Consider the following 22,313-nt stretch of genomic DNA (forward strand, 5'->3'; position numbering starts at 1 on the left):
AGATAAAGCACTTCATCACGCTTCCTCCTCTGCTGCAGGCAAATGAACTGTAGCCAATCCACTACGACAGGGAATCAGCAGCATGATCAAAGCGATCGACCAGTTCGCCGGGTTTGGCGGCTTCTCCTGGGCTGCGCGCCAGGCCGGCGCCGAAGTCATCTGGGCGGCCAACCACTGGCCCGACGCGGTGCACTGGCACAGCCAGAACCATCCCACCGCCCAGCACGCCTGCCAGGACTTGCACCAGGTCGACTGGTCACAGGTGCCGGCGCATGACCTGATGCTGGCCTCGCCCTGCTGCCAGGGCCATAGCAAGGCGCGCGGCAAGAAGTCGGGCAACCCGCAGCACGACGCCTCGCGCTCCATTGCCTGGGCGCCGGTGTCCTGCCTGGAGTACCACCGGCCAGAGGCCGGGGTGATCGAGAACACCCCAGAGTTCGTGAACTGGGAGCTGTACCCAGCCTGGGAGATGGCCATCCGGGCGCTGGGCTACCAGGTCAGCCCGCACATCGTCGACTGCGCCGACCTGGGCGTGCCCCAGCACCGCGTGCGCCTGTTCATCCTCCTGACCCGCAGCCGCGCGCCGCTGATTCTCAACCTGCAGCAGCACCAGCACGTGCCGGCGGCCAGCTTCATCGACTTCAACGCCGGGACCTGGACGCCCATCGGGCGGCCCGGGCGTGCCGCAGCAACCCTGGAGCGGGTACGCAACGGCCGGCGCCAGTACGGCGACCGCTTCCTGATGCCTTACTACGGCTCGGGCTCCGGGCTCACCGGACGCAGCTTGGAGCGCCCCATTGGCACCATCACCACCCGCGACCGCTGGGCCCTGGTGGACGGTGACCAAATGCGGATGCTCACCGCCGACGAGTGCCTGGCGGCCATGTCGTTTCCGAGGGAAACCCAACGGCCGGACAACCACCGCCTGACCGTGCACATGGCCGGCAACTCGGTACCGCCAGTGGCTGGGCAGAAGGTCATCGAGGCGTTGCTGGAAGCCGCCTAGTCGTCAGCGTCCAGCCCTCCGCTGCCGCCTCCGGTCAAAGAGCGCTCATAGTGCTCCTTGAACACTTCCGCAGCCACGATTGCTGCACTTTGGAGCTCCCAGTAGTCGACCCTTACATCGTCATCGCTTAAGTCAGGTCCAGAACTGAGGAAGTCCGCAACTGCATTGAACGCTTTGGCTGCCTCGCGCGCCAGCTGGTCAGCCTTCTGCCAGTAATGTTCACTCGCCATGCTCGATCCTCCGGGAATTGGGCTCAGAGAGTTAGGCACAGCAGCGTGCGGTGCGCCATCCTCCTCGACCTCGCTGGTCGGGGAGGTCATCGACTGCACTACTCCGCGCACATCCTGGAATGCTCGTCAGCCCAGCGCTGGAGTACATCTTCCGAGACACAGTGAGGCGCCTCCACGCGCTCCTTGAGCTTCTCAGCGAAGGAAATCGCCGAGGCTTGATCCTTGAACGACACCGCCATTCCGCAGGCTTCCACTTGCCACACATCTCCTCCCTGGTCGTTGAGCCGCTGAATCGCTATGTCCATGGACATCCTCCCGAGTGAAAGGCCAATCAGCCTCATGAGCACCACCAAATGGCAGGCAAAAAAAAGCCAACCACACGGGCTGGCTAACCAACGAAGTATAGGCGTGAGGTTCTGTGTCGCACGATCAGGCTAGGCCTGAGATGTGACCATTGTGCGACGCACCCTCGCCCTGGTGATCACCGGAACAGAGATCATCGACGGGGTGGCCTATGCGCAGTCGTGGCATTGCAGGCTGGTGTAGGCAGGCCTTATTGCCAGAGGCTGCGGTCCCTATTCTTGACAATCTGAAAGGATCGAAAAGCAGTACGAACTTTGAAGCAATCTACTTGGCCGTATCTGTCGCCCAGTTTTTTCTTTAAGTCATCGCTAGTGACTTTTGAGTTACAGCCGACAATCACCTCTTTCAACTTACCTACGCTTTCAAAGCTTCCGAAGTAAAGGTCGCCGTCTTTTACAGACTCACTCAAAAGCAGGATGCGCCTGACCTCGCGCTCATACCGCCACTGAGAGTGCTTTATTCGAAGGAGCCGCTGCATACACTCCGACCGGTCCTTCTTTGACATATCAACATATTTTCCAATGTCAAACTCAATCCATCCTGATCGGTACTCGATAGAGTGCAGGTTATCTGCTGGCACCTCAAATCCCAGACAGACCCCCTTGTGCTTGTCCGCGTAATGCCCCCACTGCACAGGGCTTCTGAAAGACTTGCTAAAACATATGAAGCCGAATTGCTTAGCGGCACTTTCTTTGAACTTCTTGATATGCCCCCTCATATCACGATCAGGCGATGAGTACGCTAGAAGCTCAAAGGGATCATTCAAATCCATTATCGTAGCAACTTTCAACCTTGACTTCTCAATATTCTGAAGCCCGAACTCCTCATTGCAGAAGTGGTAAACAAGCCGCGTACTCATCTCTTCCCTTTCCTTGTTTTGCCCAACACCGGGCTCCCGAACCTACTCCACTCCATGCCATAGCGCCACTACGAAGCAGAATCAACCATGCCTCCTGTTAGATATGGCCTGTTAGGCAGGTAGTCGTAGCGCGCTGCTTGCCGAAACTCAGGGCATCTTCTGGATCGACGCGAATGACGCCGAGCGCATTACACAGGTCATTCTCGAAATACAGATGCTCCGACTTGAGCCGGCCGTCAGGGAGATACACCCCCACAAACACCACCTCCACGACGCCATAGAACAAGCCGACCATGACAGAGCAGGAACGATCCTTGCCGGCCTCGAAGGCATGTTCTTTTGCGTCCGGGTACCTGCCGATGAACTGCTTGTAGACGTAGCTGCGATCCATCGTTCCGCCCCTTGTCTGGCTCCGTGTCCGACAAGAAACCAATAGCCCACTTAATGTCATAGCGCCACTACGGCACACCACCAGTTCAACTGATAACGCCAATCAGGCAACTAGCAAACGCACTAGGCCGACGGCGCCCAAATCACGTTCGCGCTATCGATCACGGGGAACCGCCCAGGATTGATGTCGCGCCAGTTATGGAGAAATACCCTGGTTTTCTCGACATCAAAAGGTCGGCCAAGCCTTTGCCTCAGAACGCTCGCCGAGACACCAAAATGACCGCAGTGGGGGCAGTTGATCTCAACGCCATCTAGTTCGGAAGGAATCTGCTGCGCCTCGCACAAGCAGTTCACGCATTTCATATCGCCACTCCTCTGCACCCAATGCCTAACTGTAGCCACTTCATGTGGCAAAGGACTCCACATGCCCACAGAAAACCAAACTCTCCGCGAGCGCCCCATCCTGTTCAGCGGCCCCATGGTCCGCGCCATCCTGGAAGGCCGGAAGACAGTCACCAGGCGACCGGTGAAAGGCTCACAAATCCCCACCGAGGACGCCGAAATCGAACCCGGTGGCCCTCGCTGGAGCGCGCTGGGTCAGCGCCATCCGCGCTATGGCTACTGCGTTTTCGGCGAGACAGAGGCCGAGTGCGCTAAGGAGTTGGGGGATCATTCTGCCCCTACGGCAGACCCGGCGACCGGCTGTGGGTGCGCGAAACCCACGCCGACATCGGCTGCCGCCTGACCTACCGCGCCGACCTGGACGATGGCGCCCATTGCCAGGTGAAGAAGTGGACTCCGGCCATCCACATGTTCCGCAAGGACAGCCGCATCCTGCTGGAGGTCACTGCTGTGCGCGTCGAGCGCATCCAGGACATCACCTACGAGCAGGCGGTTGTGTGCCCCTACCTGATCCACTACTCGCCCAAGGCGAGGAAGCGGGAACAGTTGGACGCCAAGCGCCACTGGAATGCCGTGACCGAGGACTACCTGACGAAGGCCTTCACCAAGGCCCGGAATGAGTCCAAGGCCTACGAGACGATGCCGAAGGCGGAGCGGCCGACCTTTCACGAGATCCGGGCGTTGGGCGCCTGGCTCTATGAGCAGCAGGGCTATCCTCAGGAGTACATCCAGGCGCTGATGGGCCATGCCGACGTGAAGATGACCGAGCACTACCAGGCCGGCCACGAGGAGAAGGGCGTTCAGTACCAGCGCGTGGGTGCCGATCTGAAGCTATAGGTGGAGGGCGTTTGGAAAAAATATTGAAAATCTATTGAAAACAAAAAGGGGCGACCCTTTCGGATCGCCCCTCTAAGCCCGCGTGCTGCGGGTTCGATTTGGTAGGCACAATTGGACTCGAACCAACGACCCCCACCATGTCAAGGTGGTGCTCTAACCAACTGAGCTATGTGCCTTCGATGGGTGCGCATTCTACGGACTAACTTTTCCCTGTCAACACCTTTTTTCGCTAACTCTCTGAAAAAGTGGATTTTTTACTGTTCATTGCCACGTTGAATATTTTGCACAGAGGCTAGCAGGCTCGACCCAACTCAGGTAGCATCACCTCATCTGTAAAAAATAAAAAACAGAGATTCCATTATGACGCACACTCCCTACCCCCAATCCTATTATGCGTTCTCGGCCAACCCGGTACCGGCCCGCCCTGAACTGCAAGGCGAGACCGAAACCGATGTCTGCGTAGTCGGCGCAGGCTACACCGGCCTCTCCACCGCCCTGTTCCTGCTGGAAAACGGTTTCAAGGTCACCATCCTCGAAGCCGCCAAGGTGGGTTTCGGCGCATCCGGCCGCAATGGCGGCCAGATCGTTAACAGCTATAGCCGCGACATCGACGTGATCGAGCGCACCTCCAATGCCAAGAATGCCCAGTTGATGGGCGAGATGGCGTTCGAAGGCGGCCGTATCATTCGCGACCGCATCAAGAAGTACGACATCAAATGCGACCTGAAGGACGGCGGCGTGTTCGCGGCCTTCACCCAGAAGCAGATGGCGCACCTGGAGTCCCAGAAGAAACTGTGGGAACGCTATGGCCATAGCCAGCTGGAAATGCTGGACGCCAAGCGCATCCGTGAAGTCGCTGCGACCGACAACTATATCGGCGGCATGTTGGACATGAGCGGCGGCCACATTCATCCGCTGAACCTCGCCCTGGGCGAAGCCGCAGCCGTCGAGTCCCTGGGCGGCGTGATCCACGAGCAGAGCCCTGCCACTCGCATCGAGCGCGGTGCAAACCCTGTGGTACATACCCCGAAAGGCCGTGTGAAGGCCAAGTTCGTGGTCGTTGCCGGTAACGCCTACATGGGCAACCTGATTCCCGAGCTGTCCAGCAAGTCCATGCCCTGCGGCACCCAGGTGATCACCACCGAGCCGCTATCGGATGAACTGGCCAAGTCCCTGCTGCCGCAGGACTACTGCGTCGAGGACTGCAACTACCTGCTGGATTACTACCGTCTCTCCGGCGACAAGCGCCTGATCTACGGCGGCGGCGTGGTCTACGGCGCCCGTGATCCGGCGAACATCGAAGCCATCATCCGGCCGAAACTGCTGAAGACCTTCCCGCAGCTTAAGGACGTGAAGATCGACTTCGCCTGGACCGGCAACTTCCTGCTGACCCTGTCGCGCCTGCCCCAGGTCGGCCGGATCGGCGACAACATCTACTATTCCCAGGGCTGCAGCGGCCACGGCGTGACCTATACCCACGTCGCCGGCAAGGTGATTGCCGAAACCCTGCGTGGCCAGGCCGAGCGCTTCGACGCTTTCGCCAGCCTGCCGCACTACCCGTTCCCGGGTGGCCAGGTGTTCCGCGTCCCCTTCACCGCGATGGGTGCCTGGTACTACAGCCTGCGCGACAAGCTGGGTGTCTGATTGACCCGCAAATGAAAACGGCGCCGCAACAGGTCGTGTGAAAACGCCCTGATGTGAGGCCAACGCAACGCCCCGACTGGTTCGGGGCGTTGCCGTTTCAGGGGTAAAGGAAAGCGCAACGCGGGCTCAGTCCATCAACTCGATCAACCGACCAGCACCGAGTACCTGAATGGCTCGTTTCAGGTTATAGGCTTGCACTGCCAAGGCCATTTCCGTGCTGGCACCGTGCAACTGGCGCAGCAGGAAGCGGCCATTGCCCAGGATCCACTGCTTCAGGTTGCCGAAGGGGTGTTCGACGATGGCTCGGCGCCTGACCATCATCTCCGGCCGCACCTGCATCCGCTGCTGCATGCGCGCCAAAGCCGCTTCATGAGCATGGCGGGTAAGGTACCGGCGCTTGGCTTTCGTGCACTGCGGCTGCAACGGGCAGGTGCTGCAATCGGTTCGGGCCGCGTAGATGCGCTGCGTACCGCTCACCTGCTTGAGCGGCAGCCACTGGCCCGCCGGGCACTGGTACCGGTCGCTTGCCGCGTCGCAGGTAAAGGCCTCGCGGTCAAACAGCGGCGTGTCGCCGCCCTGGTTGTTGACGCCCCGATTCGGCGGCACAAACGCAGTGATGCCCGCGTCGTCACACGCCTGGAAGGCCGCGCCATTGTCCTTGTGAAAATCGGCGATGGTCTTGAAGTCCGGCGCCAACCGGCCCAACAGCCACATGACCTCGACATTGCGCTGGCACTCGGCCTCCAGCCGCCGCGAGGAGCGAATGCGCTGAAAGTAGCCGTACAGGTAGAGCTTGAGCAGGTCCGCCGGGTCGTAGGGCGGACGACCGGTCTTCTGCGGTTGCGCCTTGCTGAAGCCCAAGGCCTGCAAATCCAATCGGGCCACATAGGCCTCGATCGCCCGCACCAGATGGTCCTCGGGAACCAGTTCGTCCAGCGTCGGTGGAAACAGGCTGCTCTGCTGGCGCCCCTCGCCCTGGATGTAGCCCATAAACGACAATGCCCGTATCGATCGATACGGGCATTGTCTTCATCTCGACAGCGGACTGCTAGGTTTTCACACAGTCTGGCAAGGCGCCGTTTTCATTTGTACCGAACACTCAGGGCATCTGCAGTCTGGCCATTTTGGCAGCATTGACCTGGCCCGCTGCGGCGAGCTCATCAGCCGCCTTCAGCCAACGCGCCCGCCCTACCGACGCAGGCAACTGGTTTGGCGCCTGCACCAGAACCGCCCAGCTACCCGCCTCCGACCAGCCCGACTCGAAGCCACTGAAACTCATCAGGGCTCGCCGCTCATGCCCATGGCGCAGCAGAACCTGCTGATTCTTGAGGTCGTAGCCGATCAGCAATGCATAGCGCGAGGTGGGCATCCAGCCAAAGCCTTCGCGCAGATGCACCAGCACCGGATTGCCGGCTGCCACTTGCTCCAGCAGGTCGTCCAACTGGTTGCCCAAGGGATAAACCAGGAGACCGTGCTGACGCGCCGCCGCCGCCAGCCCCTCGCGCAGCGACGCTTCCTTCTGCGGCAACTGCAACTCGCGCTCGATCATGCCAGGCGTTACTTCGTCCCCTTGCTGGGTCAGCAGGGCCGCCATCGACGCGGGCGCACTCTGATAGGCATTCTGGGCGAAGAAGGGTACGCCGCTCAGCTCGACCCGTTCCGGTGCTGCGCGCAGCTTGGGCGACAGCGGTTGAGCGGAGCAGCCTGCGAGCAGTGCAACGCAGGTGGCGACAAGAACTGGGCGGAACAGACGGTTCAGAACGGGCACGGCAACACTCGCTGTAGGTAACCTCGATCGATCGCCGATGATACGTGCCGAATCCCGGGCGGTACATCACCGCCCCTATCGGCGTCGATTCGGAACAATGCAGGGAGGCCCTGTATACCTATAGCCCAGGCAAAAACGCACAAAAGCCGATACAAAAATCGCTTACCCGTTCATTTCAGCGACAAAAACTTAATTTTTCACGACGCCTTGTGACTTATCGGTCAAGTCTCGCCATCCACATTCACAACGGCGTAACGAAGCTCTGAAGCCTCGCCGCCACCTTCATTGGGCACAATATGGAGAGACCCCCTCCCATGAACACTCCGCTGCGTTTCAACGAAGCACTGATCATCGCCGGTCGTGCATTCAAACCCTTCCAATGCGTTGCCTGGGCACTCCAGGACGGCACTGGCGAACTCAGCATCAGCGTGATCGACCGCACCAGCACTCGACTGCTGGGTCGCTCGAAGATCCCGAGCAGCACCTATTCCGACCCCGAACAACTGGCCAGCATCCTCAAACAATCCCGCGAAGAGCTGAGCCGCAAAGGCTACAGCCTAGAGCCCTGGACAATGCCGGAGTAACACTCCCGCTTCAGTGCCCAATGCGCGGCGGGCAGGACTCTCCTGCCCGCCCCGGCCACTTTCTTTCTCCGCCCCCTCCCCCGCCGTCCCTACCGTTGAATTCGCCCAAGCCAGATTGGCGAGATCTGTGCGCTTATTGTCATTGTTGCCACCTTTCATTCGCTTCAGACTGACGCTTTCTGCTCTTCCGAGAACGTCATGGAACCGATTCGCCGTATCGCCTGCCTGACCCTCGCCGAGGTCCTGAGCCTGAACGTCACCGGCTTTGGCCATCTGGAAAACCTGCGTCGCATATTTCACAAGCACCTGTCCGTCAGCCCGCAGGAGTATGCGGAGCGTTTCGGACACCCGACCGCCGATCGAGGACGACGCCATGCTGGAACTGCGCCCCAACTGCGAATGCTGCGACAAGGACCTGCCACCCGACAGCGCCGAGGCGCGAATCTGTTCATTCGAGTGCACATTCTGCCCGGATTGCGCCGATCAACGCCTGCACGGCACGTGCCCGAACTGCGGCGGCGAGCTGGTGCGCCGGCCGATTCGCCCGGCCTCGAAACTGGCCAGGTTTCCCGCCTCCGGCCAACGCATCCTGAAACCCGCCGGCTGCCCCGGCTGAATCCGCACGCACGCGTCGTTCGTCTGTGCTCACACCGAGCACGTGTGTGGGCGAGTTCATTCGCGATTGAAATCGCCACAAGTATCCAGACATGAAAAAGGCGACCCGAAGGTCGCCTTTTTTCGTACCGCACAGGCCTTAGTAGTAGGCGTTCTCGCGGTTGCTGTGGTCCGTGACGTCGCGCACGCCCTTCAGCTCCGGGATGCGCTCCATCAGGGTCTTCTCGACGCCATCCTTCAGGGTCATGTCGACCATGCCGCAGCCCTGGCAACCACCGCCGAACTTCAGTACGGCGATGCCTTCCTCGACCACGTCCACCAGGCTCACCTGACCGCCGTGACTGGCCAACCCCGGGTTGATTTCGGTCTGCAGGTAATAGTTGATGCGCTCATTGAGCGGGCTTTCCTCATTAACCATCGGAACCTTGGCGTTCGGCGCCTTGATGGTGAGCTGGCCGCCCATGCGGTCGGTGGCGTAATCCACTATCGCATCTTCGAGGAAAGGCTCACTGACGCCGTCGATCCAGGCAGTGAAAGCAGCCAGGGCCACGGCATTGTCCTCGGGCTTCTGTTCGCCCGGCTTGCAGTAGGCAATGCAGGTTTCGGCGTACTGGGTGCCCGGCTGGGTAATGAAGACACGAATGCCGATGCCGGGGGTGTTCTGTTTTTCCAGCAGGTCAGCCAGATAATCCTGGGCAGCCTGGGTAATGGTGATGGCGCTCATGGCAACTCCTCGCAAACATGGGCGCAGTGTACGCCAAAGGGGAACAGGGGTTAAAGCCCTACCAAATTAGTAGGAATAATTCGCGTCCAGCCCAGACTCACAGGTTCTGATAGCGGTTCATATCCAACTCACCCGCCTCCACCAGCTCGGTTTCGCGGATGTAGGCCGCCAGGTCGTGGAAGTAGAACCAGAATTGCGGATGGGTACGGCGAATGCCCCAGCGCTGCACCACCTTCTCGAAGGCGGCACTATCCTTCGCCTGCTCCAGTGCGTTGACGAAGGCCTCCGCCTCCCCCGCCTTCAGGTTGAAGACGAAGTTCGGGTAACTGGACAGCACGCCCGGATAGAGCGTGAGGCTATCCAGGCCTGGCTGGTAGCGCAGCGCCTCGCCCAGCATGAATGCCACGTTGCTGTGAGCGCGGTTGCGCAACAGGCTGTAGACCTCACGACGGCCGTCGACCAGTTCCACGCGCAGCAGGGTCGCCTCCGGCAACTGCTCGATCACCTTGAGCCCCGCCGCGGGCCGGCTGAGCAAGCGGCTGAAGGCCTGCTCGGCCTCTTTCAGTTCGGTCGCGATACCCGGCCGGAAGCAACGGGCGCCAGCGCAACGGTTGATCGGGTCGGGCCACGCATTGAGCCCGGCATAGCGGGTCAGCAGCTCTTGGGCAAAGACGCGCTTGGGGTCCTGTTCAGGTAGTGGCAGGGCCGTGGGCGTATCGTTGTCGATGCTCTGGTAGTCCATCCACATCTTTACCCTGCCGCTGCGCTGGTACCAATCGCCGAGCAGCCCGGCGCGGGCCTGCGCCGGCATCAGGCGGAGGAAGTTGACCTCGGCACCATTGCGGATCAGGTCGAAGTAGAGCCGCGTCTGCGCCTGGTGGGAGACATTGCCGAATACGTCGAAGTTGACCACCAACTGGTAATAGGTGCGTTCAAGGAGCGGGTAGTCCATCCACCAGATGGTTTGCGGTATTTCGCCGATCAGGCCTTTGCGTACCGAGGCGCTGTCGTGCTGACGGAAGATCGACAGCAGCGCATTGTCGTTACCGGTCCAGATATGCGCCCAACTGGGCGACGGCGCATCGGCATAAGCCTCCATACGTAGCGCTTCGTACGCGTTGCGCTTGTTGCGGTAAGTGCGCCAGAGGCCCAGCAGGTCGCCGATGTCGTCGAACTGGCCGGGCATTGCCAGCAGCGGCGTGGCGCGTTCTCGGTACTCGGCATCCGTGATGTACAGGTCATGGGCCGGGTCCTGGAACAGCGTCCAGAAGTTGTCACGGATCACGTCCGTGGCGATCTGCCCACGGCACACCGGGCCACGGATGAAGGTGCGCACGAAATACTCGGCGTTATCCAGCATGAACTGGTAGCGTGCCTTGGCCGGAATGGCCTGGAAGGTTTCAAACGGGTTGGCGCGGCGCTGGGCGCCGTAGCCGGGTACCTGATCAGCCACCCAGTCGCCGGAATAGAAGAGTTCCTTGACCCTCGCCAGCTTCTTCGCACTTAGCGGATAGGTGATGTGGGTCTTGTGCACGATCACGCCCTGGATGGGCCAGAGCCGGTAATAGAAGGCATTGCCCGGGTCTTCATTGGGACGGCGCGTGGCAATGGGGTCGATGGGCTGGCCGCTGGGGGTACGCGAGCGCACCAGCTGGAAGAAGTGGCCGGGCTCACCGCCCTCGAAATAGAGATGAGCGAGGAACAGATGCTCGAACAGCCAGCGGCCCACCAGCACTTCTCGTGCCCCCGGCGCATTCAATAGTGTCTCCCACTCGGCTATCTGGCGAATCTCTGCGGCACTAGGCGGCACTGCCTGCTCGTCCACCTTGGCGCCCTCAGCCAACCAGCGCTGCAGCGTCTGGTATTCCGTTTCACTGAGGCCGGTAACGGCGAACGGCATGCCGGCCTGTGCGTGCTTGCGGGCGTAGTCGTCGAACTCTCCAGGCAAGGGGCACTGATTCTGACGGCTGATGCCGATATCGAGTTCGGCGGGCAGCTTTGCATTGGCCTCGGGCGGATTACTGCGGCCCAGCTCCAGCATCCGCGCCATCAGGGCAGCCTGGGCGCCGCTGGCATCGAGCACGGAGTGGAAACCCTTGCGCCGCCATGCCTCAGCGCCCTGGGCATCGAAGTAAAGCCGGGTGGTGTCCTGGGCCTTGGTGCGGCCACCGTCGTAAACCGGCAATTTGCTGCCCCCCCGCGCCGCGCCTTCGGCACTGCCCAGGTTCAACTGACAGGGCGAGTCGTAGCACGCGTGGCAGGCTACGCACTTCTGGGTGAAGATCGGCTGGACGTCGCGGCTGTAGGACAGTTCTCCCGCCGCCGTCAGGCGCATCCACAGCATGAGCAGGACAAACAGGTAAGCCCGGGTATGCGGCGACATGACTCGGTCCGTGAGGAATGAATAGGCGGATTCTAGAGGCTTGCAGCATGGGAGGGCGATCCCGCCCCGCTGCCAACATGAACAAATTTCATGGAAATGGCGGACAAGCTAAAAATTACTAAGGTTTTGCTATCATCCCCGCCTTTGTTCACGCCATCCCTCAGGTAGTTCCCATGTCCGACCACATCGCCCGCCAGCAAGCCCTGCAACAGGCACTCAAAGAGCGCATCCTGATCCTCGACGGCGGCATGGGCACCATGATCCAGAGCTACAAGCTGCAGGAAGAGGACTACCGCGGCGCCCGCTTCGCCGACTGGCCGAGCGACGTGAAGGGCAACAACGACCTCTTGCTGCTGACCCGTCCAGACGTGATCCAGGCCATTGAAAAGGCCTACCTGGACGCCGGCGCGGACATTCTGGAAACCAACACCTTCAACGCCACCCGCGTGTCCCAGGCCGACTACGGCATGGAAGAGCTGGTGTACGAACTGAACGTCGAAGGCGCGCGCCTGGCCCGTGAAGTGGCCGACGCCAAGACTGCCGAGAACCCGGCCAAACCTCGCTTCGTGGCCGGCGTGCTCGGCCCGACCAGCCGCACCTGCTCCATCTCCCCGGACGTGAACAACCCCGGTTACCGCAACGTCACCTTCGACGAACTGGTGGAAAACTATACCGAAGCCACCCGCGGCCTGATCGAGGGCGGCTCCGACATGATCCTGATTGAAACCATCTTCGACACCCTCAACGCCAAGGCGGCGATCTTCGCCGTGCAGGGCGTCTACGAAGAACTGGGCTTCGAGCTGCCGATCATGATCTCCGGCACCATCACCGATGCCTCCGGCCGCACGCTCTCCGGCCAGACCACGGAAGCCTTCCTGAACTCCGTGCGCCATTCCAAGCCTATCTCCATCGGCCTGAACTGCGCCCTCGGTGCCAAGGAACTGCGCCCCTATCTGGAGGAACTGGCGAACAAGGCCGAGACCCGTGTCTCCGCCCACCCCAACGCCGGCCTGCCCAACGCCTTCGGCGAATACGACGAGTCCCCGGCAGAAATGGCCGCGGTGGTCGAGGAGTTCGCCGCCAGCGGCTTCCTCAACATCGTCGGCGGTTGCTGCGGCACGACCCCGCCGCACATCCAGGCCATCGCCGAAGCCGTGGCCAAGTACCCGCCGCGCGTCATTCCGGATATTCCCAAGGCCTGCCGCCTGTCGGGCCTGGAACCCTTCACCATCGACCGCAACTCGCTGTTCGTGAACGTGGGCGAGCGGACCAACATCACAGGTTCCGCCAAGTTCGCCCGCCTGATCCGCGAAGAGAACTACACCGAGGCCCTGGAGGTCGCCCTGCAGCAGGTTGAAGCTGGCGCCCAGGTGATCGACATCAACATGGACGAAGGGATGCTCGACTCCCAGGCGGCCATGGTCACCTTCCTCAACCTGATTGCCGGTGAGCCGGACATCTCCCGCGTGCCGATCATGATCGACTCCTCCAAGTGGGAGGTGATCGAAGCCGGCCTGAAGTGCATACAGGGCAAGGGCATCGTCAACTCGATCTCCATGAAGGAAGGCGTTGAGGCCTTCAAGCACCATGCCCGCCTATGCAAACGCTACGGCGCGGCCGTGGTGGTGATGGCCTTCGACGAGGTCGGCCAGGCCGACACCGCCGCGCGCAAGAAGGAAATCTGCCAGCGCAGCTACGCCATCCTGGTCAATGAAGTGGGCTTCCCGCCGGAAGACATCATCTTCGACCCGAACATCTTCGCCGTGGCCACCGGCATCGAGGAACACAACAACTACGCGGTGGACTTCATCGAGGCCTGCGCCTACATCCGCGACGAGCTGCCCTATGCACTGTCGTCCGGCGGCGTGTCCAACGTGTCGTTCTCGTTCCGTGGCAACAACCCGGTGCGCGAGGCCATCCACTCGGTCTTCCTCTACCACGCCATCAAGAACGGCCTGACCATGGGCATCGTCAACGCCGGCCAGCTGGAGATCTACGACGAGATCCCGGCCGAGCTGCGTGAGAAGGTCGAGGACGTGGTACTCAACCGCCACGAGGGCAGCACCGAGGCCCTGCTGGCCATCGCCGACAACTACCGTGGCGGCGGCGCGGTGAAAGAGGCCGAGAGCGAGGAATGGCGCAGCTACCCGGTGGCCAAGCGCCTGGAGCATGCGCTGGTCAAGGGCATCACCACCTGGATCGTCGAAGACACTGAAGAGTGCCGCCAGCAGTGCGCGCGCCCCATCGAAGTGATCGAAGGCCCGCTGATGGCCGGCATGAACGTCGTCGGCGACCTGTTCGGCGCCGGCAAGATGTTCCTCCCGCAGGTGGTGAAGTCCGCCCGCGTGATGAAGCAGGCGGTGGCCCACCTCATTCCCTTCATCGAGGAAGAGAAAGGCGACAAGCCGCAAGCCAAGGGCAAGATTCTCATGGCCACCGTGAAGGGTGACGTACACGACATTGGCAAGAACATCGTAGGCGTCGTACTCGGCTGCAACGGCTACGACATCGTCGACCTGGGCGTGATGGTCCCCGCGGAGAAGATCCTGCAGACCGCCCGCGAGCAGAAGTGCGACATCATCGGCCTCTCCGGCCTGATCACCCCGTCGCTGGACGAGATGGTCCATGTTGCCAAGGAAATGCAGCGCCAGGGGTTCAACCTGCCACTGATGATCGGCGGCGCCACCACCTCCAAGGCCCACACGGCGGTGAAGATCGAGCCGCAGTACCAGAACGACGCCGTCGTCTACGTCACCGACGCCTCGCGCGCCGTGGGCGTGGCCACGCAGCTACTCTCCAAGGAACTGAAGGCCGGCTTCGTCGAGAAGACCCGCATCGACTACTCGGAGGTCCGCGAGCGCACCGCCAACCGCGCCTCCCGCACCGAGCGCCTGGCCTACACCGACGCCCTGGCCAACAAACCCCAGTTCGACTGGGCCAACTACCGTGCCGCCAAGCCAAGCTTCACTGGCGCGCAGGTCCTGGAAGACATCGACCTGGCGGTGCTGGCCCGGTACATCGACTGGACGCCCTTCTTCATTGCCTGGGACCTGGCAGGCAAGTACCCACGCATCCTCACAGACGAAGTGGTGGGTGAAGCGGCTACCTCGCTGTTCAACGATGCCCAGGCCATGCTCAAGCAACTGATCGAAGGCAAGCTGATCAAGGCTCGCGCCGTGTTCGGCTTCTGGCCGGCGAACCAGGTGGACCACGACGACATCGAGGTCTATGACGGCCACGGCAAGGCCCTGGCACGCCTGCACCACCTGCGCCAGCAGACCATCAAGCCCGACAGCAAGCCAAATTTCTGCCTGGCCGACTACGTCGCCCCCAAGGAAAGCGGCATCACCGACTACGTGGGCGGCTTCATCACCACCGCCGGCATCGGTGCCGAGGAACTGGCCAAGCAGTACGAAGCCAAGGGCGACGACTACAGCGCCATTATGGTCAAGGCCCTGGCCGACCGCCTGGCCGAAGCCTGCGCCGAGTGGCTGCACGAGCGTGTACGCAAAGAGCACTGGGGCTACGCCGCTGACGAGCAACTCGACAACGAGGCGCTCATCAAGGAGCAGTACAAGGGCATCCGCCCGGCGCCCGGTTACCCGGCCTGCCCGGACCACACCGAGAAAGGCACCCTCTTCCGCCTCCTCGACCCGCAGGGCACCAGCGGTGTAACCCTGACCGAGCACTACGCCATGTTCCCGGCCGCCGCCGTCAGCGGCTGGTACTTCGCCCACCCGGAAGCGCAGTACTTCGCCGTCGGCAAGATCGAGCGCGACCAGGTGGAGAGCTACAGCAAGCGCAAAGGGCAGGACCAAGCCATCAGCGAGCGCTGGCTGGCGCCGAACCTGGGTTACGAGTATTGATCCGCTGTGGAGCGAATTCATTCGCGAATGAATTCGCTCCCTCAATGCATGGAATAAAAAATGCCCCGCACTGGCGGGGCATTTTCATATTTGGGCTCAGCCCTTGGTACGCCTTACAAACTTGATCGACCACTCGAAGTTGGGCTTGCGCGTCACGCTGATGGCGCGGCGGGTGACGGTGTCGAGGGTGACGTTCCAGAAGCCGGTGCTGGGGATCACGATCTTCGCCGGGAACCGGTCGAACGCGCCGCCGTGGTAGCTGTGGCGGCCTCCGTTCTTGAAGCTGCGGAAGTTCGCATCGCTCATCAGACGGATGTTGCAGGTCTGCGAGCACTGAATGACGACAAGATCACCCTCATTGAGGTGCTCGCGTTGGTGGATGAACTTCATGAACAGCTCCCGAATCGCTGGATCGAACAGCGCGCCAGAATACCACGGAGGCAATTGCCGCCGCCTCGCCTACGCTGAAGTAGCCGACCAGGCGGGATGCCCGGGTGGGACTGGAGAACCTCCGACGGCGCAGCCAAACCTTCTGGAACCTGATCGACCAAGGTGGACACGACATGTCGCACAGCAGCCACACTCCAGCGCTCTTGATCACCCTCAGCCTCCTCGGGGCCTGCAGCAGCCAATCTGAAAACGATGGCTTGAACGCGACCACCAGCACAGCCAGCGCCTATGCCCCAGGCGTACCCGGTGGTGTCGAATCCGAGACGGAGCAGGTTTGGGCGGTAGTCACGGCCGTCGACCAGCAGAAGCGCACGTTCACCCTCGAGGACGAGCAGGGCAACCGCCAGACCTTCAACGCAGTGCCGCAGATGCGCAATTTTTCACAGTTGAAGGCAGGCGACCGCGTCAAAGCCATCGTGACGCACGAACGCGTGATCCAGTTGCGTGCGCCCGGCCAGGATCGGAACGATGCCGCCGCCGGACTGGTGGCGACAACGCCACAAGGCAGCAAGCCGGGCATGCTGGTCGCGGACACTGAGGAAGTCACGGCCATCGTCAAGGCCATCGACACCACCCAGCACACCGCCACCCTGGAGTTCGCCGATGGCAGTCGCAAGGTCGTCCGGGTGCGGCCTGACATCGAGCTCAAACCCTCGTACCTCAATCAGGAAGTCGCGATCCGGATGAGCTCTGCCCTGGCCATCAGCGTCGAGGCGCCCTGAAGCGCCCAACCGGCCGGTCGGCGGGCCTGCCACCGTTTCAGGGACAGTGGTAGGATTCGCGCCCCATGCGAATCCCCGACATCCATCAACGCCTCGCCGACCTCGGCGCCAAACCCGCCCATGCTGGCCGGGTGGTGCGTGCCTGGCTGCAGGGCAAGGCCCTGGATGCAGGCACCCGCCGGCAGCACACCGAACACTTCCTGCCGCTCCGCGTTCGCGACGGCCTGCCCGCCCTGGCTGAAGAGCTGGAAGGGCTGGTGCGCCTGCGCTCGGAGCATCCGGGTGCCGACGGCTCGGCCCGACTGCTGGTAGCGCTGAGCGATGGCCAGATGGTGGAAAGCGTGCTGCTGCCCCGCGACGGCCTGTGCGTCTCCACGCAGGTCGGTTGCGCCGTGGGCTGCGTCTTCTGCATGACCGGCAAGAGCGGCCTGTTGCGCCAGGTGGGCAGTGCCGAGATCGTTGCCCAGGTCGCTCTCGCCCGCCGCTTCCGGCCAGTGAAGAAAGTGGTGTTCATGGGCATGGGCGAGCCGGCACACAACCTCGACAACGTGCTGGAAGCCATCGACCTGCTGGGCACCGACGGCGGCATCGGCCACAAGAACCTGGTGTTTTCCACCGTGGGCGATAGGCGCGTCTTCGAGCGCTTGCCCCAGGAACGGGTCAAACCCGCCCTGGCGCTGTCCCTGCACACCACCCGCGCTGATCTGCGCGAGCGACTGCTGCCCAAGGCACCACGAATCACGCCGGATGAACTGGTGGACCTGGGCGAACGCTACGCGCGCACCATCGGTTACCCCATCCAGTACCAATGGACCCTGTTGCGCGGCATCAACGACAGCCTGGAAGAAATGGACGGCATCCTGCGCCTGCTCAAGGGCAAGTACGCGGTGCTGAACCTGATTCCGTACAACAGCCTGGACGACGACGAGTACCAGCGCCCTGACGGCGACCGCATCGTGCAGATGGTCCGCTACCTGCACAGCCGCGGCATTCTCACTAAGGTCCGAAACTCCGCGGGCCAGGACGTCGAAGGTGGCTGCGGCCAGCTCCGTGCCCGCGCCGTGGAACTGATCGATACCCGCTGCCTGCGGCACGCCAGCACCTGAGCAAATGGACAGCATTTCCGGGCCGACGAGCTAAGCTCAGAGGCTGTGAAAGAATTGAAGGCCGTCGCGCGGGTCAGGCCAGGAGGTGCCCCATGGACGACAAGAACAACGATCAACCCCTGAGCTTCCGCGAAATGCTGCAAAGCGTGTTGGCGGCCGCTTTCGGCGTGCAGAGTGGTAAGAATCGGACCCGCGACTTCAGCCGTGGCAAGCCCAGCCACTTCATCATCCTGGGCGTGCTGTTCACCGCTGTCTTTGTGCTGCTGCTCTTCGGCCTGGTGAAGCTGGTGCTCCACCTGGCAGGCGTTTGAACCTCAGTCGATCAGCGGCTCCAGGGAGAAGTGGTAATCGCGTGCGCCCTTCTTGCCCACCAGGCTGAAGGCACGAAAATCCAGGTCATAGCCTTGCCGCTCGATATGCCGCAAGAGGCGTGTTGCCTTGTCCCGGTCCAGGGCGATGAACAGCCGTACCTCGCGGTCCTTGCCGCCATGACGGGCAAAATCAACGCCGGCATCGTAGTCATGCAGGAGCACCATGGCCCAGCCGCCGAGGGTGAAATGGCCGCTGACCAGGGCGTTGATCTTCCCATCGAGATAGGTGCGCAGGACTTCCGGGGAATTGTTCAAGCCGGAGAACAGCAGGTCCTCGCCCGGCCTGTACCCCAACTCGGTGGCGGCCTTCATGGCACCAAAGGCCATTTCATCGTTGGCTGACCACACCAGCTTCACATCCGGATAGCGCTGGAACAGCTGCACGGCCTGGGTATAGGCGCGCTCACGATTCCACTCGCTGTAGACCAGCTGCCGCAGCCGGGCATTGGGGAAGCCGGCCAGGGCCCGCATGAGGCCCTGCTCACGAAGCTGGGCGGCGGGTGTCTGCTTGACACCGGAGAAAGCCAGCATGTCGAAGGGCTGGCCAAGCGCCCGACGCGCCTGTAGTTCCAGGAGCGTGCGCGCCATCAGGTAACCGGCCTCCTCATCATTGGGAACCATGCTGCCGATCCAGTCGGGGTAACGCTCCCGGGTGCCTCCGGTGAGGGTTTGCTGATCGGGCGTCAGGTTACTGTTCACCGTGAACAGCTTCACCCCACTGCCGCGCGCCAGCCGCAGGATTTCCGGGCCGGCATATTGCTCGTTCACGAACACCAGGTAATCAGGGCGATCGTCGCCCTGCAGCACCTCGCGAGCCTGGCTCAGCATGCGGTTCAGGTCACGCTCGGCATACCGCACATCCAGCTCCATGCCCAGATCATCGGCGGCCGCCTGCATGAACTGGACATAGCTGGCCCAGAAAGGCTCATGGGTGCGGCCCGGATTGAGAAACACAACGGACGCGGCACTCAGCGATTGGCTGAGCCCCAGGCAGAGAACAAACAGAAGGGAGGCACAACGTCCTTTCATTCCATCACCCTGAAAAGCAGCGGCGCAGTATAACTGCTTATCGCAGGGTTGCCGGGTACATCGGAGCGGACTGGTCGAACCCAGCCCGCCCCGCACATTACTTATTGGTGACTGACCCAGAATACTGCGGTGGAAACGGCGATCAGGATCAGGAAGAAGATGGCCCAGGCATCGACCTTGCTGTCGCGATTGGAGCCTTCGGAATGATCGGTCATGACGTCCCCCGTTGTTGTGGTTATAGGCGGCTTGCACTTCGAGTAAAGACCAGCCTCCACAGGGCCTCAAGCAGAAGGGTTATGCCCCTTCCTCCATCAATAACTTTCTGTTCTTTGCATATATTCAAACATCACTTTTGCGCATAACCCCGAACTGGTATCTTCCTCCGGCTCCGCGGGGAGTGCGCGGCCGTGCGCGCAGAAAAGCTGTAAGCAGCCTGACAACAGGATTTTTCATGTACGTATACGACGAGTACGATCAACGGATCGTCGAGGACCGCGTCAAGCAGTTCCGCGATCAGACCCGCCGCTATCTGGAAGGCGAGCTTTCGGGCGAGGAATTCCGCCCGCTGCGCCTGCAGAATGGCCTGTACATCCAGCGCTACGCGCCCATGCTGCGCGTCGCCGTGCCCTACGGCCTGCTCTCTTCCGTCCAGGTGCGCAAGCTGGCACAGATCGCTCGCGACTACGACAAGGGCTACGCCCACATCAGCACCCGCCAGAACGTGCAGTACAACTGGCCGGAACTGGAAGATGTGCCGGAAATCCTCGCCGAGCTGGCCACCGTGCAGATGCACGCAATCCAGACCAGCGGCAACTGCATCCGCAACACCACCACCGATCAGTTCGCCGGCGTTGCTCGTGACGAACTCGTGGACCCGCGCCCCTGGTGCGAGATCATTCGCCAGTGGTCCACCTTCCACCCGGAATTCTCCCACCTGCCGCGCAAGTTCAAGATCGCCGTCAATGGCGCCGTGAGCGACCGCGCCGCCATCGAAGTCCACGACATCGGCCTGGAAGCGGTGCAGAACGAAGCCGGCGAACTGGGCTTCCGCGTGTCCGTCGGTGGCGGCCTGGGCCGTACCCCGATCGTGGGCAGCTTCATCAACGAGTTCCTGCCCTGGCGGCACCTGATCAGCTATCTCGACGCCATCCTGCGCGTGTACAACCGCTATGGCCGTCGCGATAACAAGTACAAGGCGCGCATCAAGATCCTGGTCAAGGCACTGACCCCGGAAGTCTTCGCTGAGCGCGTGAACGCCGAGTGGGCCCACCTGAAAGACGGCCCCACCACCCTGACCGAAGCCGAAGTGGCACGCGTTGCCAAGCACTTCGTCGACCCGGACTACAAGGCGCTGGAAGACCAGGACGCAGCCCTCGCCGCCCTGGATGCCGAGCACCCCGGTTTCTCCCGCTGGCGCGAGCGCAACGTGATCGCCCACAAGAAACCCGGCTACGCTGCCGTGACCCTGTCGCTGAAACCCACCGGCGTTGCTCCGGGCGATGTCACCGACAAGCAGTTGGATGCCATCGCCGACCTGGCCGATCGCTACAGCTTCAGTGAAGTACGCAACAGCCATAACCAGAACATCATCCTGGCCGACGTCGAGCAGGCGCAGTTGTTCACCCTGTGGGGCGAACTGCGTGAACTCGGCTTCGCCACCCCGAACGTGGGCCTGCTGACCGACATCATCTGCTGCCCAGGCGGCGACTTCTGCTCCCTGGCCAACGCCAAGTCGATTCCCGTGGCCGAAGCCATCCAACGTCGCTTCGACGACCTGGACTACCTGTTCGACATCGGCAACCTCGACCTGAACATCTCCGGCTGCATGAACGCCTGCGGCCATCACCACGTCGGCCACATCGGCATTCTCGGCGTGGACAAGAAGGGCCAGGAGTTCTACCAGGTGTCCCTCGGCGGCAGCGCCGGCCGTGACGCCAGCCTGGCGCAGATCCTCGGCCCGTCCTTCGCCCAGGACGAAATGGCCGACGTGATCGAGAAGATCATCAAGGTCTACGTGGAACAGCGCACCGAAGACGAGCAATTCCTCGACACCTTCCGTCGTATCGGTATCGACCCGTTCAAGGAGCGCGTATATGCAGCGAATCATTAAGAACGGCCAGGTAATCGACGAAACCTGGCACCTGCTGGCCAAGGACGCGACCCTGGATGGCATTCCCAACTGTGACGACATCATCGTCCCGCTCGCCCTCTGGTGCGACCACGCCCATGCGCTGAAAGCCCGTGACGGCGGCCTCGGCGTCTGGCTGGACAGCGGTGAAGAGATCGAAGAGATCGCCGGCGACCTGGAGCACTTCCAGGTCATCGCGCTGAACTTCCCTGCCTTCACCGACGGGCGCCACTCCTCCACCGCCTACCTGCTGCGTCAGCGCTACGGCTACAAGGGCGAAGTACGCGCCATCGGCGATGTACTGCGCGACCAGCTGTTCGCACTGCGCCGCTGCGGCTTCGACGCCTTTGCCCTGCGCGCAGACAAGGACCCATACGATGCCCTCAAGGCCTTCGAGGAATTCGCCGAGGTCTACCAGGCGTCCAGCGACCAGCCCCTGCCGCTGTTCCGCCGCCGCTCGGCCTGAGTCAGGCCCCCACAAAGAGCCCCGCACAAGATGCGGGGCTTTTTGTTGGGCGGGATTCTGTGGGAGCGATTTCAATCGCGAATGAATTGGCTATATCTGCGTTAGCTGTTGCAGCGTTGAATGAAGCGCTCTATCACGGGACTTTAAAACCTCCGCGCCAGCTGACACAGCCCTCACCCCCGCCCCTCTCCCAGAGGTAGAGGGGTGACTCGCACCGGCGAGGCACCAAGCATGCTGAAGCCCACACGGGCCTGAAACCGGGCAGAAGCGGTGGGGCGGCGACTCCGCCCCTTCAGGAGGCCGAGCGGAATCGTTGCGTAGGGGGACGAGCGGCATGGATGCCGCGAGAGGCGTGTGGGGCCATGGATGG

Annotated in this window: 21 protein-coding genes, 1 tRNA gene and 2 pseudogenes; 13 read left to right on the forward strand and 11 right to left on the reverse strand. The window is 61.9% G+C overall.

What is annotated here, in order from left to right:
- The first annotated feature begins 82 nt into the window (after positions 1-82).
- Positions 83-1,006, forward strand: coding sequence for a DNA cytosine methyltransferase (locus THL1_RS17665; protein ID WP_069084446.1), 924 nt, complete (start codon positions 83-85; stop codon positions 1,004-1,006).
- Here THL1_RS17665 and THL1_RS17670 read toward each other — a convergent pair.
- The 4 genes from THL1_RS17670 to THL1_RS17685 form a co-directional block, all read right to left on the reverse strand.
- Positions 1,003-1,236, reverse strand: a complete 234-nt coding sequence (locus tag THL1_RS17670) for a hypothetical protein (RefSeq protein ID WP_069084447.1) — start codon at positions 1,234-1,236, stop codon at positions 1,003-1,005. The two genes, THL1_RS17665 and THL1_RS17670, sit on opposite strands and share 4 nt — an antisense overlap.
- Before the next feature lie 98 nt (positions 1,237-1,334).
- Positions 1,335-1,541 (reverse strand): hypothetical protein, encoded by a 207-nt coding sequence (locus THL1_RS17675; protein WP_069084448.1) that lies wholly within the window; start codon positions 1,539-1,541, stop codon positions 1,335-1,337.
- A gap of 248 nt (positions 1,542-1,789) precedes the next feature.
- Positions 1,790-2,458, reverse strand: coding sequence for a DUF2971 domain-containing protein (locus THL1_RS17680; RefSeq protein WP_069084449.1), 669 nt, complete (start codon positions 2,456-2,458; stop codon positions 1,790-1,792).
- Positions 2,459-2,555: 97 nt separating this feature from the next.
- Entirely contained in the window at positions 2,556-2,849 is a 294-nt protein-coding gene (locus THL1_RS17685; RefSeq protein WP_069084450.1) for a hypothetical protein, read from the reverse strand.
- 423 nt (positions 2,850-3,272) lie between these two features.
- Between THL1_RS17685 and THL1_RS31425 the strand changes: the two are divergent.
- Together THL1_RS31425 and THL1_RS31430 are read left to right on the forward strand one after the other, a co-directional pair.
- Positions 3,273-3,724: pseudogene (locus THL1_RS31425) on the forward strand (hypothetical protein); the annotation flags it as partial.
- A gap of 21 nt (positions 3,725-3,745) precedes the next feature.
- On the forward strand, positions 3,746-4,087 hold the full coding sequence (locus tag THL1_RS31430) for a tyrosine-type recombinase/integrase (protein ID WP_414703761.1): 342 nt from the start codon (positions 3,746-3,748) through the stop codon (positions 4,085-4,087).
- Positions 4,088-4,186: 99 nt separating this feature from the next.
- Here the strand turns inward: THL1_RS31430 and THL1_RS17705 are convergent.
- A tRNA-Val gene (locus THL1_RS17705) sits at positions 4,187-4,263 on the reverse strand.
- 184 nt (positions 4,264-4,447) lie between these two features.
- Between THL1_RS17705 and THL1_RS17710 the strand changes: the two genes are divergently transcribed.
- Positions 4,448-5,731 carry an NAD(P)/FAD-dependent oxidoreductase gene (locus THL1_RS17710; RefSeq protein ID WP_069084452.1) on the forward strand — a complete coding sequence of 428 codons (1,284 nt, stop codon included), beginning with the start codon at positions 4,448-4,450 and terminating at the stop codon, positions 5,729-5,731.
- Positions 5,732-5,857: 126 nt separating this feature from the next.
- Here the strand turns inward: THL1_RS17710 and THL1_RS17715 are convergent, their stop codons facing one another.
- Both THL1_RS17715 and THL1_RS17720 read right to left on the reverse strand, forming a co-directional pair.
- Positions 5,858-6,721 carry a transposase gene (locus tag THL1_RS17715; RefSeq protein WP_069084453.1) on the reverse strand — a complete coding sequence of 288 codons (864 nt, stop codon included), beginning with the start codon at positions 6,719-6,721 and terminating at the stop codon, positions 5,858-5,860.
- A 109-nt stretch (positions 6,722-6,830) separates the two neighbouring features.
- Positions 6,831-7,499: a PA2778 family cysteine peptidase gene (locus tag THL1_RS17720; protein WP_083245933.1), complete on the reverse strand. Its 669-nt coding sequence runs from the start codon at positions 7,497-7,499 to the stop codon at positions 6,831-6,833.
- A 314-nt stretch (positions 7,500-7,813) separates the two neighbouring features.
- Here THL1_RS17720 and THL1_RS17725 point away from each other — a divergent pair, with 314 nt between their 5' ends.
- From THL1_RS17725 to THL1_RS17730, 3 genes and pseudogenes are all read left to right on the forward strand, one after another.
- On the forward strand, positions 7,814-8,083 hold the full coding sequence (locus THL1_RS17725) for a hypothetical protein (protein WP_069084454.1): 270 nt from the start codon (positions 7,814-7,816) through the stop codon (positions 8,081-8,083).
- Between the two features lie 261 nt (positions 8,084-8,344).
- Positions 8,345-8,428 (forward strand): annotated as a pseudogene (locus tag THL1_RS30760) (hypothetical protein); the annotation flags it as partial.
- Positions 8,429-8,456: 28 nt separating this feature from the next.
- Positions 8,457-8,699, forward strand: a complete 243-nt coding sequence (locus THL1_RS17730) for a DUF1272 domain-containing protein (protein WP_069086554.1) — start codon at positions 8,457-8,459, stop codon at positions 8,697-8,699.
- Between the two features lie 138 nt (positions 8,700-8,837).
- Here the strand turns inward: THL1_RS17730 and nfuA are convergent, their stop codons facing one another.
- A complete protein-coding gene (gene nfuA, locus THL1_RS17735) occupies positions 8,838-9,422 on the reverse strand; it encodes a Fe-S biogenesis protein NfuA (protein ID WP_069084455.1) in 585 nt (194 codons plus the stop codon).
- A 97-nt stretch (positions 9,423-9,519) separates the two neighbouring features.
- Positions 9,520-11,766: a fatty acid cis/trans isomerase gene (locus THL1_RS17740; RefSeq protein WP_237234845.1), complete on the reverse strand. Its 2,247-nt coding sequence runs from the start codon at positions 11,764-11,766 to the stop codon at positions 9,520-9,522.
- A 212-nt stretch (positions 11,767-11,978) separates the two neighbouring features.
- Between THL1_RS17740 and metH the strand changes: the two genes are divergently transcribed.
- Positions 11,979-15,671 (forward strand): methionine synthase, encoded by a 3,693-nt coding sequence (gene metH / locus THL1_RS17745; protein ID WP_069084457.1) that lies wholly within the window; start codon positions 11,979-11,981, stop codon positions 15,669-15,671.
- Positions 15,672-15,767: 96 nt separating this feature from the next.
- On the opposite strand, the gene THL1_RS17750 is transcribed toward metH, so the two are convergent.
- The gene (locus tag THL1_RS17750) at positions 15,768-16,061 is read right to left on the reverse strand and encodes a DUF1883 domain-containing protein (RefSeq protein ID WP_069084458.1); all 294 of its coding nucleotides are present in this window, start codon (positions 16,059-16,061) and stop codon (positions 15,768-15,770) included.
- Positions 16,062-16,234: 173 nt separating this feature from the next.
- On the opposite strand from THL1_RS17750, the gene THL1_RS17755 reads away from it, so the two are divergent.
- From THL1_RS17755 to THL1_RS17765, 3 genes are all read left to right on the forward strand, one after another.
- Positions 16,235-16,843, forward strand: a complete 609-nt coding sequence (locus THL1_RS17755; protein ID WP_069086555.1) for a hypothetical protein — start codon at positions 16,235-16,237, stop codon at positions 16,841-16,843.
- A gap of 65 nt (positions 16,844-16,908) precedes the next feature.
- Entirely contained in the window at positions 16,909-17,949 is a 1,041-nt protein-coding gene (locus tag THL1_RS17760) for an RNA methyltransferase (protein WP_069084459.1), read from the forward strand.
- Positions 17,950-18,041: 92 nt separating this feature from the next.
- Positions 18,042-18,260: a DUF2970 domain-containing protein gene (locus tag THL1_RS17765; protein WP_069084460.1), complete on the forward strand. Its 219-nt coding sequence runs from the start codon at positions 18,042-18,044 to the stop codon at positions 18,258-18,260.
- 3 nt (positions 18,261-18,263) lie between these two features.
- Here the strand turns inward: THL1_RS17765 and THL1_RS17770 are convergent, their stop codons facing one another.
- Positions 18,264-19,349: an ABC transporter substrate-binding protein gene (locus THL1_RS17770; protein ID WP_069084461.1), complete on the reverse strand. Its 1,086-nt coding sequence runs from the start codon at positions 19,347-19,349 to the stop codon at positions 18,264-18,266.
- Between the two features lie 451 nt (positions 19,350-19,800).
- Between THL1_RS17770 and THL1_RS17775 the strand changes: the two genes are divergently transcribed.
- Both THL1_RS17775 and THL1_RS17780 read left to right on the forward strand, forming a co-directional pair.
- Entirely contained in the window at positions 19,801-21,459 is a 1,659-nt protein-coding gene (locus THL1_RS17775) for a nitrite/sulfite reductase (protein WP_069084462.1), read from the forward strand.
- Entirely contained in the window at positions 21,443-21,943 is a 501-nt protein-coding gene (locus THL1_RS17780; protein WP_069084463.1) for a DUF934 domain-containing protein, read from the forward strand. The genes THL1_RS17775 and THL1_RS17780 overlap by 17 nt, the downstream gene beginning before the upstream one ends.
- Positions 21,944-22,313: the final 370 nt, after the last annotated feature.

The organism is Pseudomonas sp. TCU-HL1, from assembly GCF_001708505.1.
In the GTDB taxonomy this organism is placed as follows: domain Bacteria; phylum Pseudomonadota; class Gammaproteobacteria; order Pseudomonadales; family Pseudomonadaceae; genus Metapseudomonas.

What these genes read in the sequence shown, in the direction of transcription:
- THL1_RS17665 (WP_069084446.1), top strand. Translation starts at nt 83, where the DNA reads ATGATCAAAGCGATCGACCAGTTCGCCGGGTTTGGCGGCTTCTCCTGG.
- THL1_RS17670 (WP_069084447.1), bottom strand. Translation starts at nt 1,236, where the DNA reads ATGGCGAGTGAACATTACTGGCAGAAGGCTGACCAGCTGGCGCGCGAG.
- THL1_RS17675 (WP_069084448.1), bottom strand. Translation starts at nt 1,541, where the DNA reads ATGGACATAGCGATTCAGCGGCTCAACGACCAGGGAGGAGATGTGTGG.
- THL1_RS17680 (WP_069084449.1), bottom strand. Translation starts at nt 2,458, where the DNA reads ATGAGTACGCGGCTTGTTTACCACTTCTGCAATGAGGAGTTCGGGCTT.
- THL1_RS17685 (WP_069084450.1), bottom strand. Translation starts at nt 2,849, where the DNA reads ATGGATCGCAGCTACGTCTACAAGCAGTTCATCGGCAGGTACCCGGAC.
- THL1_RS17710 (WP_069084452.1), top strand. Translation starts at nt 4,448, where the DNA reads ATGACGCACACTCCCTACCCCCAATCCTATTATGCGTTCTCGGCCAAC.
- THL1_RS17715 (WP_069084453.1), bottom strand. Translation starts at nt 6,721, where the DNA reads ATGGGCTACATCCAGGGCGAGGGGCGCCAGCAGAGCAGCCTGTTTCCA.
- THL1_RS17725 (WP_069084454.1), top strand. Translation starts at nt 7,814, where the DNA reads ATGAACACTCCGCTGCGTTTCAACGAAGCACTGATCATCGCCGGTCGT.
- THL1_RS17730 (WP_069086554.1), top strand. Translation starts at nt 8,457, where the DNA reads ATGCTGGAACTGCGCCCCAACTGCGAATGCTGCGACAAGGACCTGCCA.
- nfuA (WP_069084455.1), bottom strand. Translation starts at nt 9,422, where the DNA reads ATGAGCGCCATCACCATTACCCAGGCTGCCCAGGATTATCTGGCTGAC.
- THL1_RS17740 (WP_237234845.1), bottom strand. Translation starts at nt 11,766, where the DNA reads ATGCTGTGGATGCGCCTGACGGCGGCGGGAGAACTGTCCTACAGCCGC.
- metH (WP_069084457.1), top strand. Translation starts at nt 11,979, where the DNA reads ATGTCCGACCACATCGCCCGCCAGCAAGCCCTGCAACAGGCACTCAAA.
- THL1_RS17750 (WP_069084458.1), bottom strand. Translation starts at nt 16,061, where the DNA reads ATGAAGTTCATCCACCAACGCGAGCACCTCAATGAGGGTGATCTTGTC.
- THL1_RS17755 (WP_069086555.1), top strand. Translation starts at nt 16,235, where the DNA reads ATGTCGCACAGCAGCCACACTCCAGCGCTCTTGATCACCCTCAGCCTC.
- THL1_RS17760 (WP_069084459.1), top strand. Translation starts at nt 16,909, where the DNA reads ATGCGAATCCCCGACATCCATCAACGCCTCGCCGACCTCGGCGCCAAA.
- THL1_RS17765 (WP_069084460.1), top strand. Translation starts at nt 18,042, where the DNA reads ATGGACGACAAGAACAACGATCAACCCCTGAGCTTCCGCGAAATGCTG.
- THL1_RS17770 (WP_069084461.1), bottom strand. Translation starts at nt 19,349, where the DNA reads ATGAAAGGACGTTGTGCCTCCCTTCTGTTTGTTCTCTGCCTGGGGCTC.
- THL1_RS17775 (WP_069084462.1), top strand. Translation starts at nt 19,801, where the DNA reads ATGTACGTATACGACGAGTACGATCAACGGATCGTCGAGGACCGCGTC.
- THL1_RS17780 (WP_069084463.1), top strand. Translation starts at nt 21,443, where the DNA reads ATGCAGCGAATCATTAAGAACGGCCAGGTAATCGACGAAACCTGGCAC.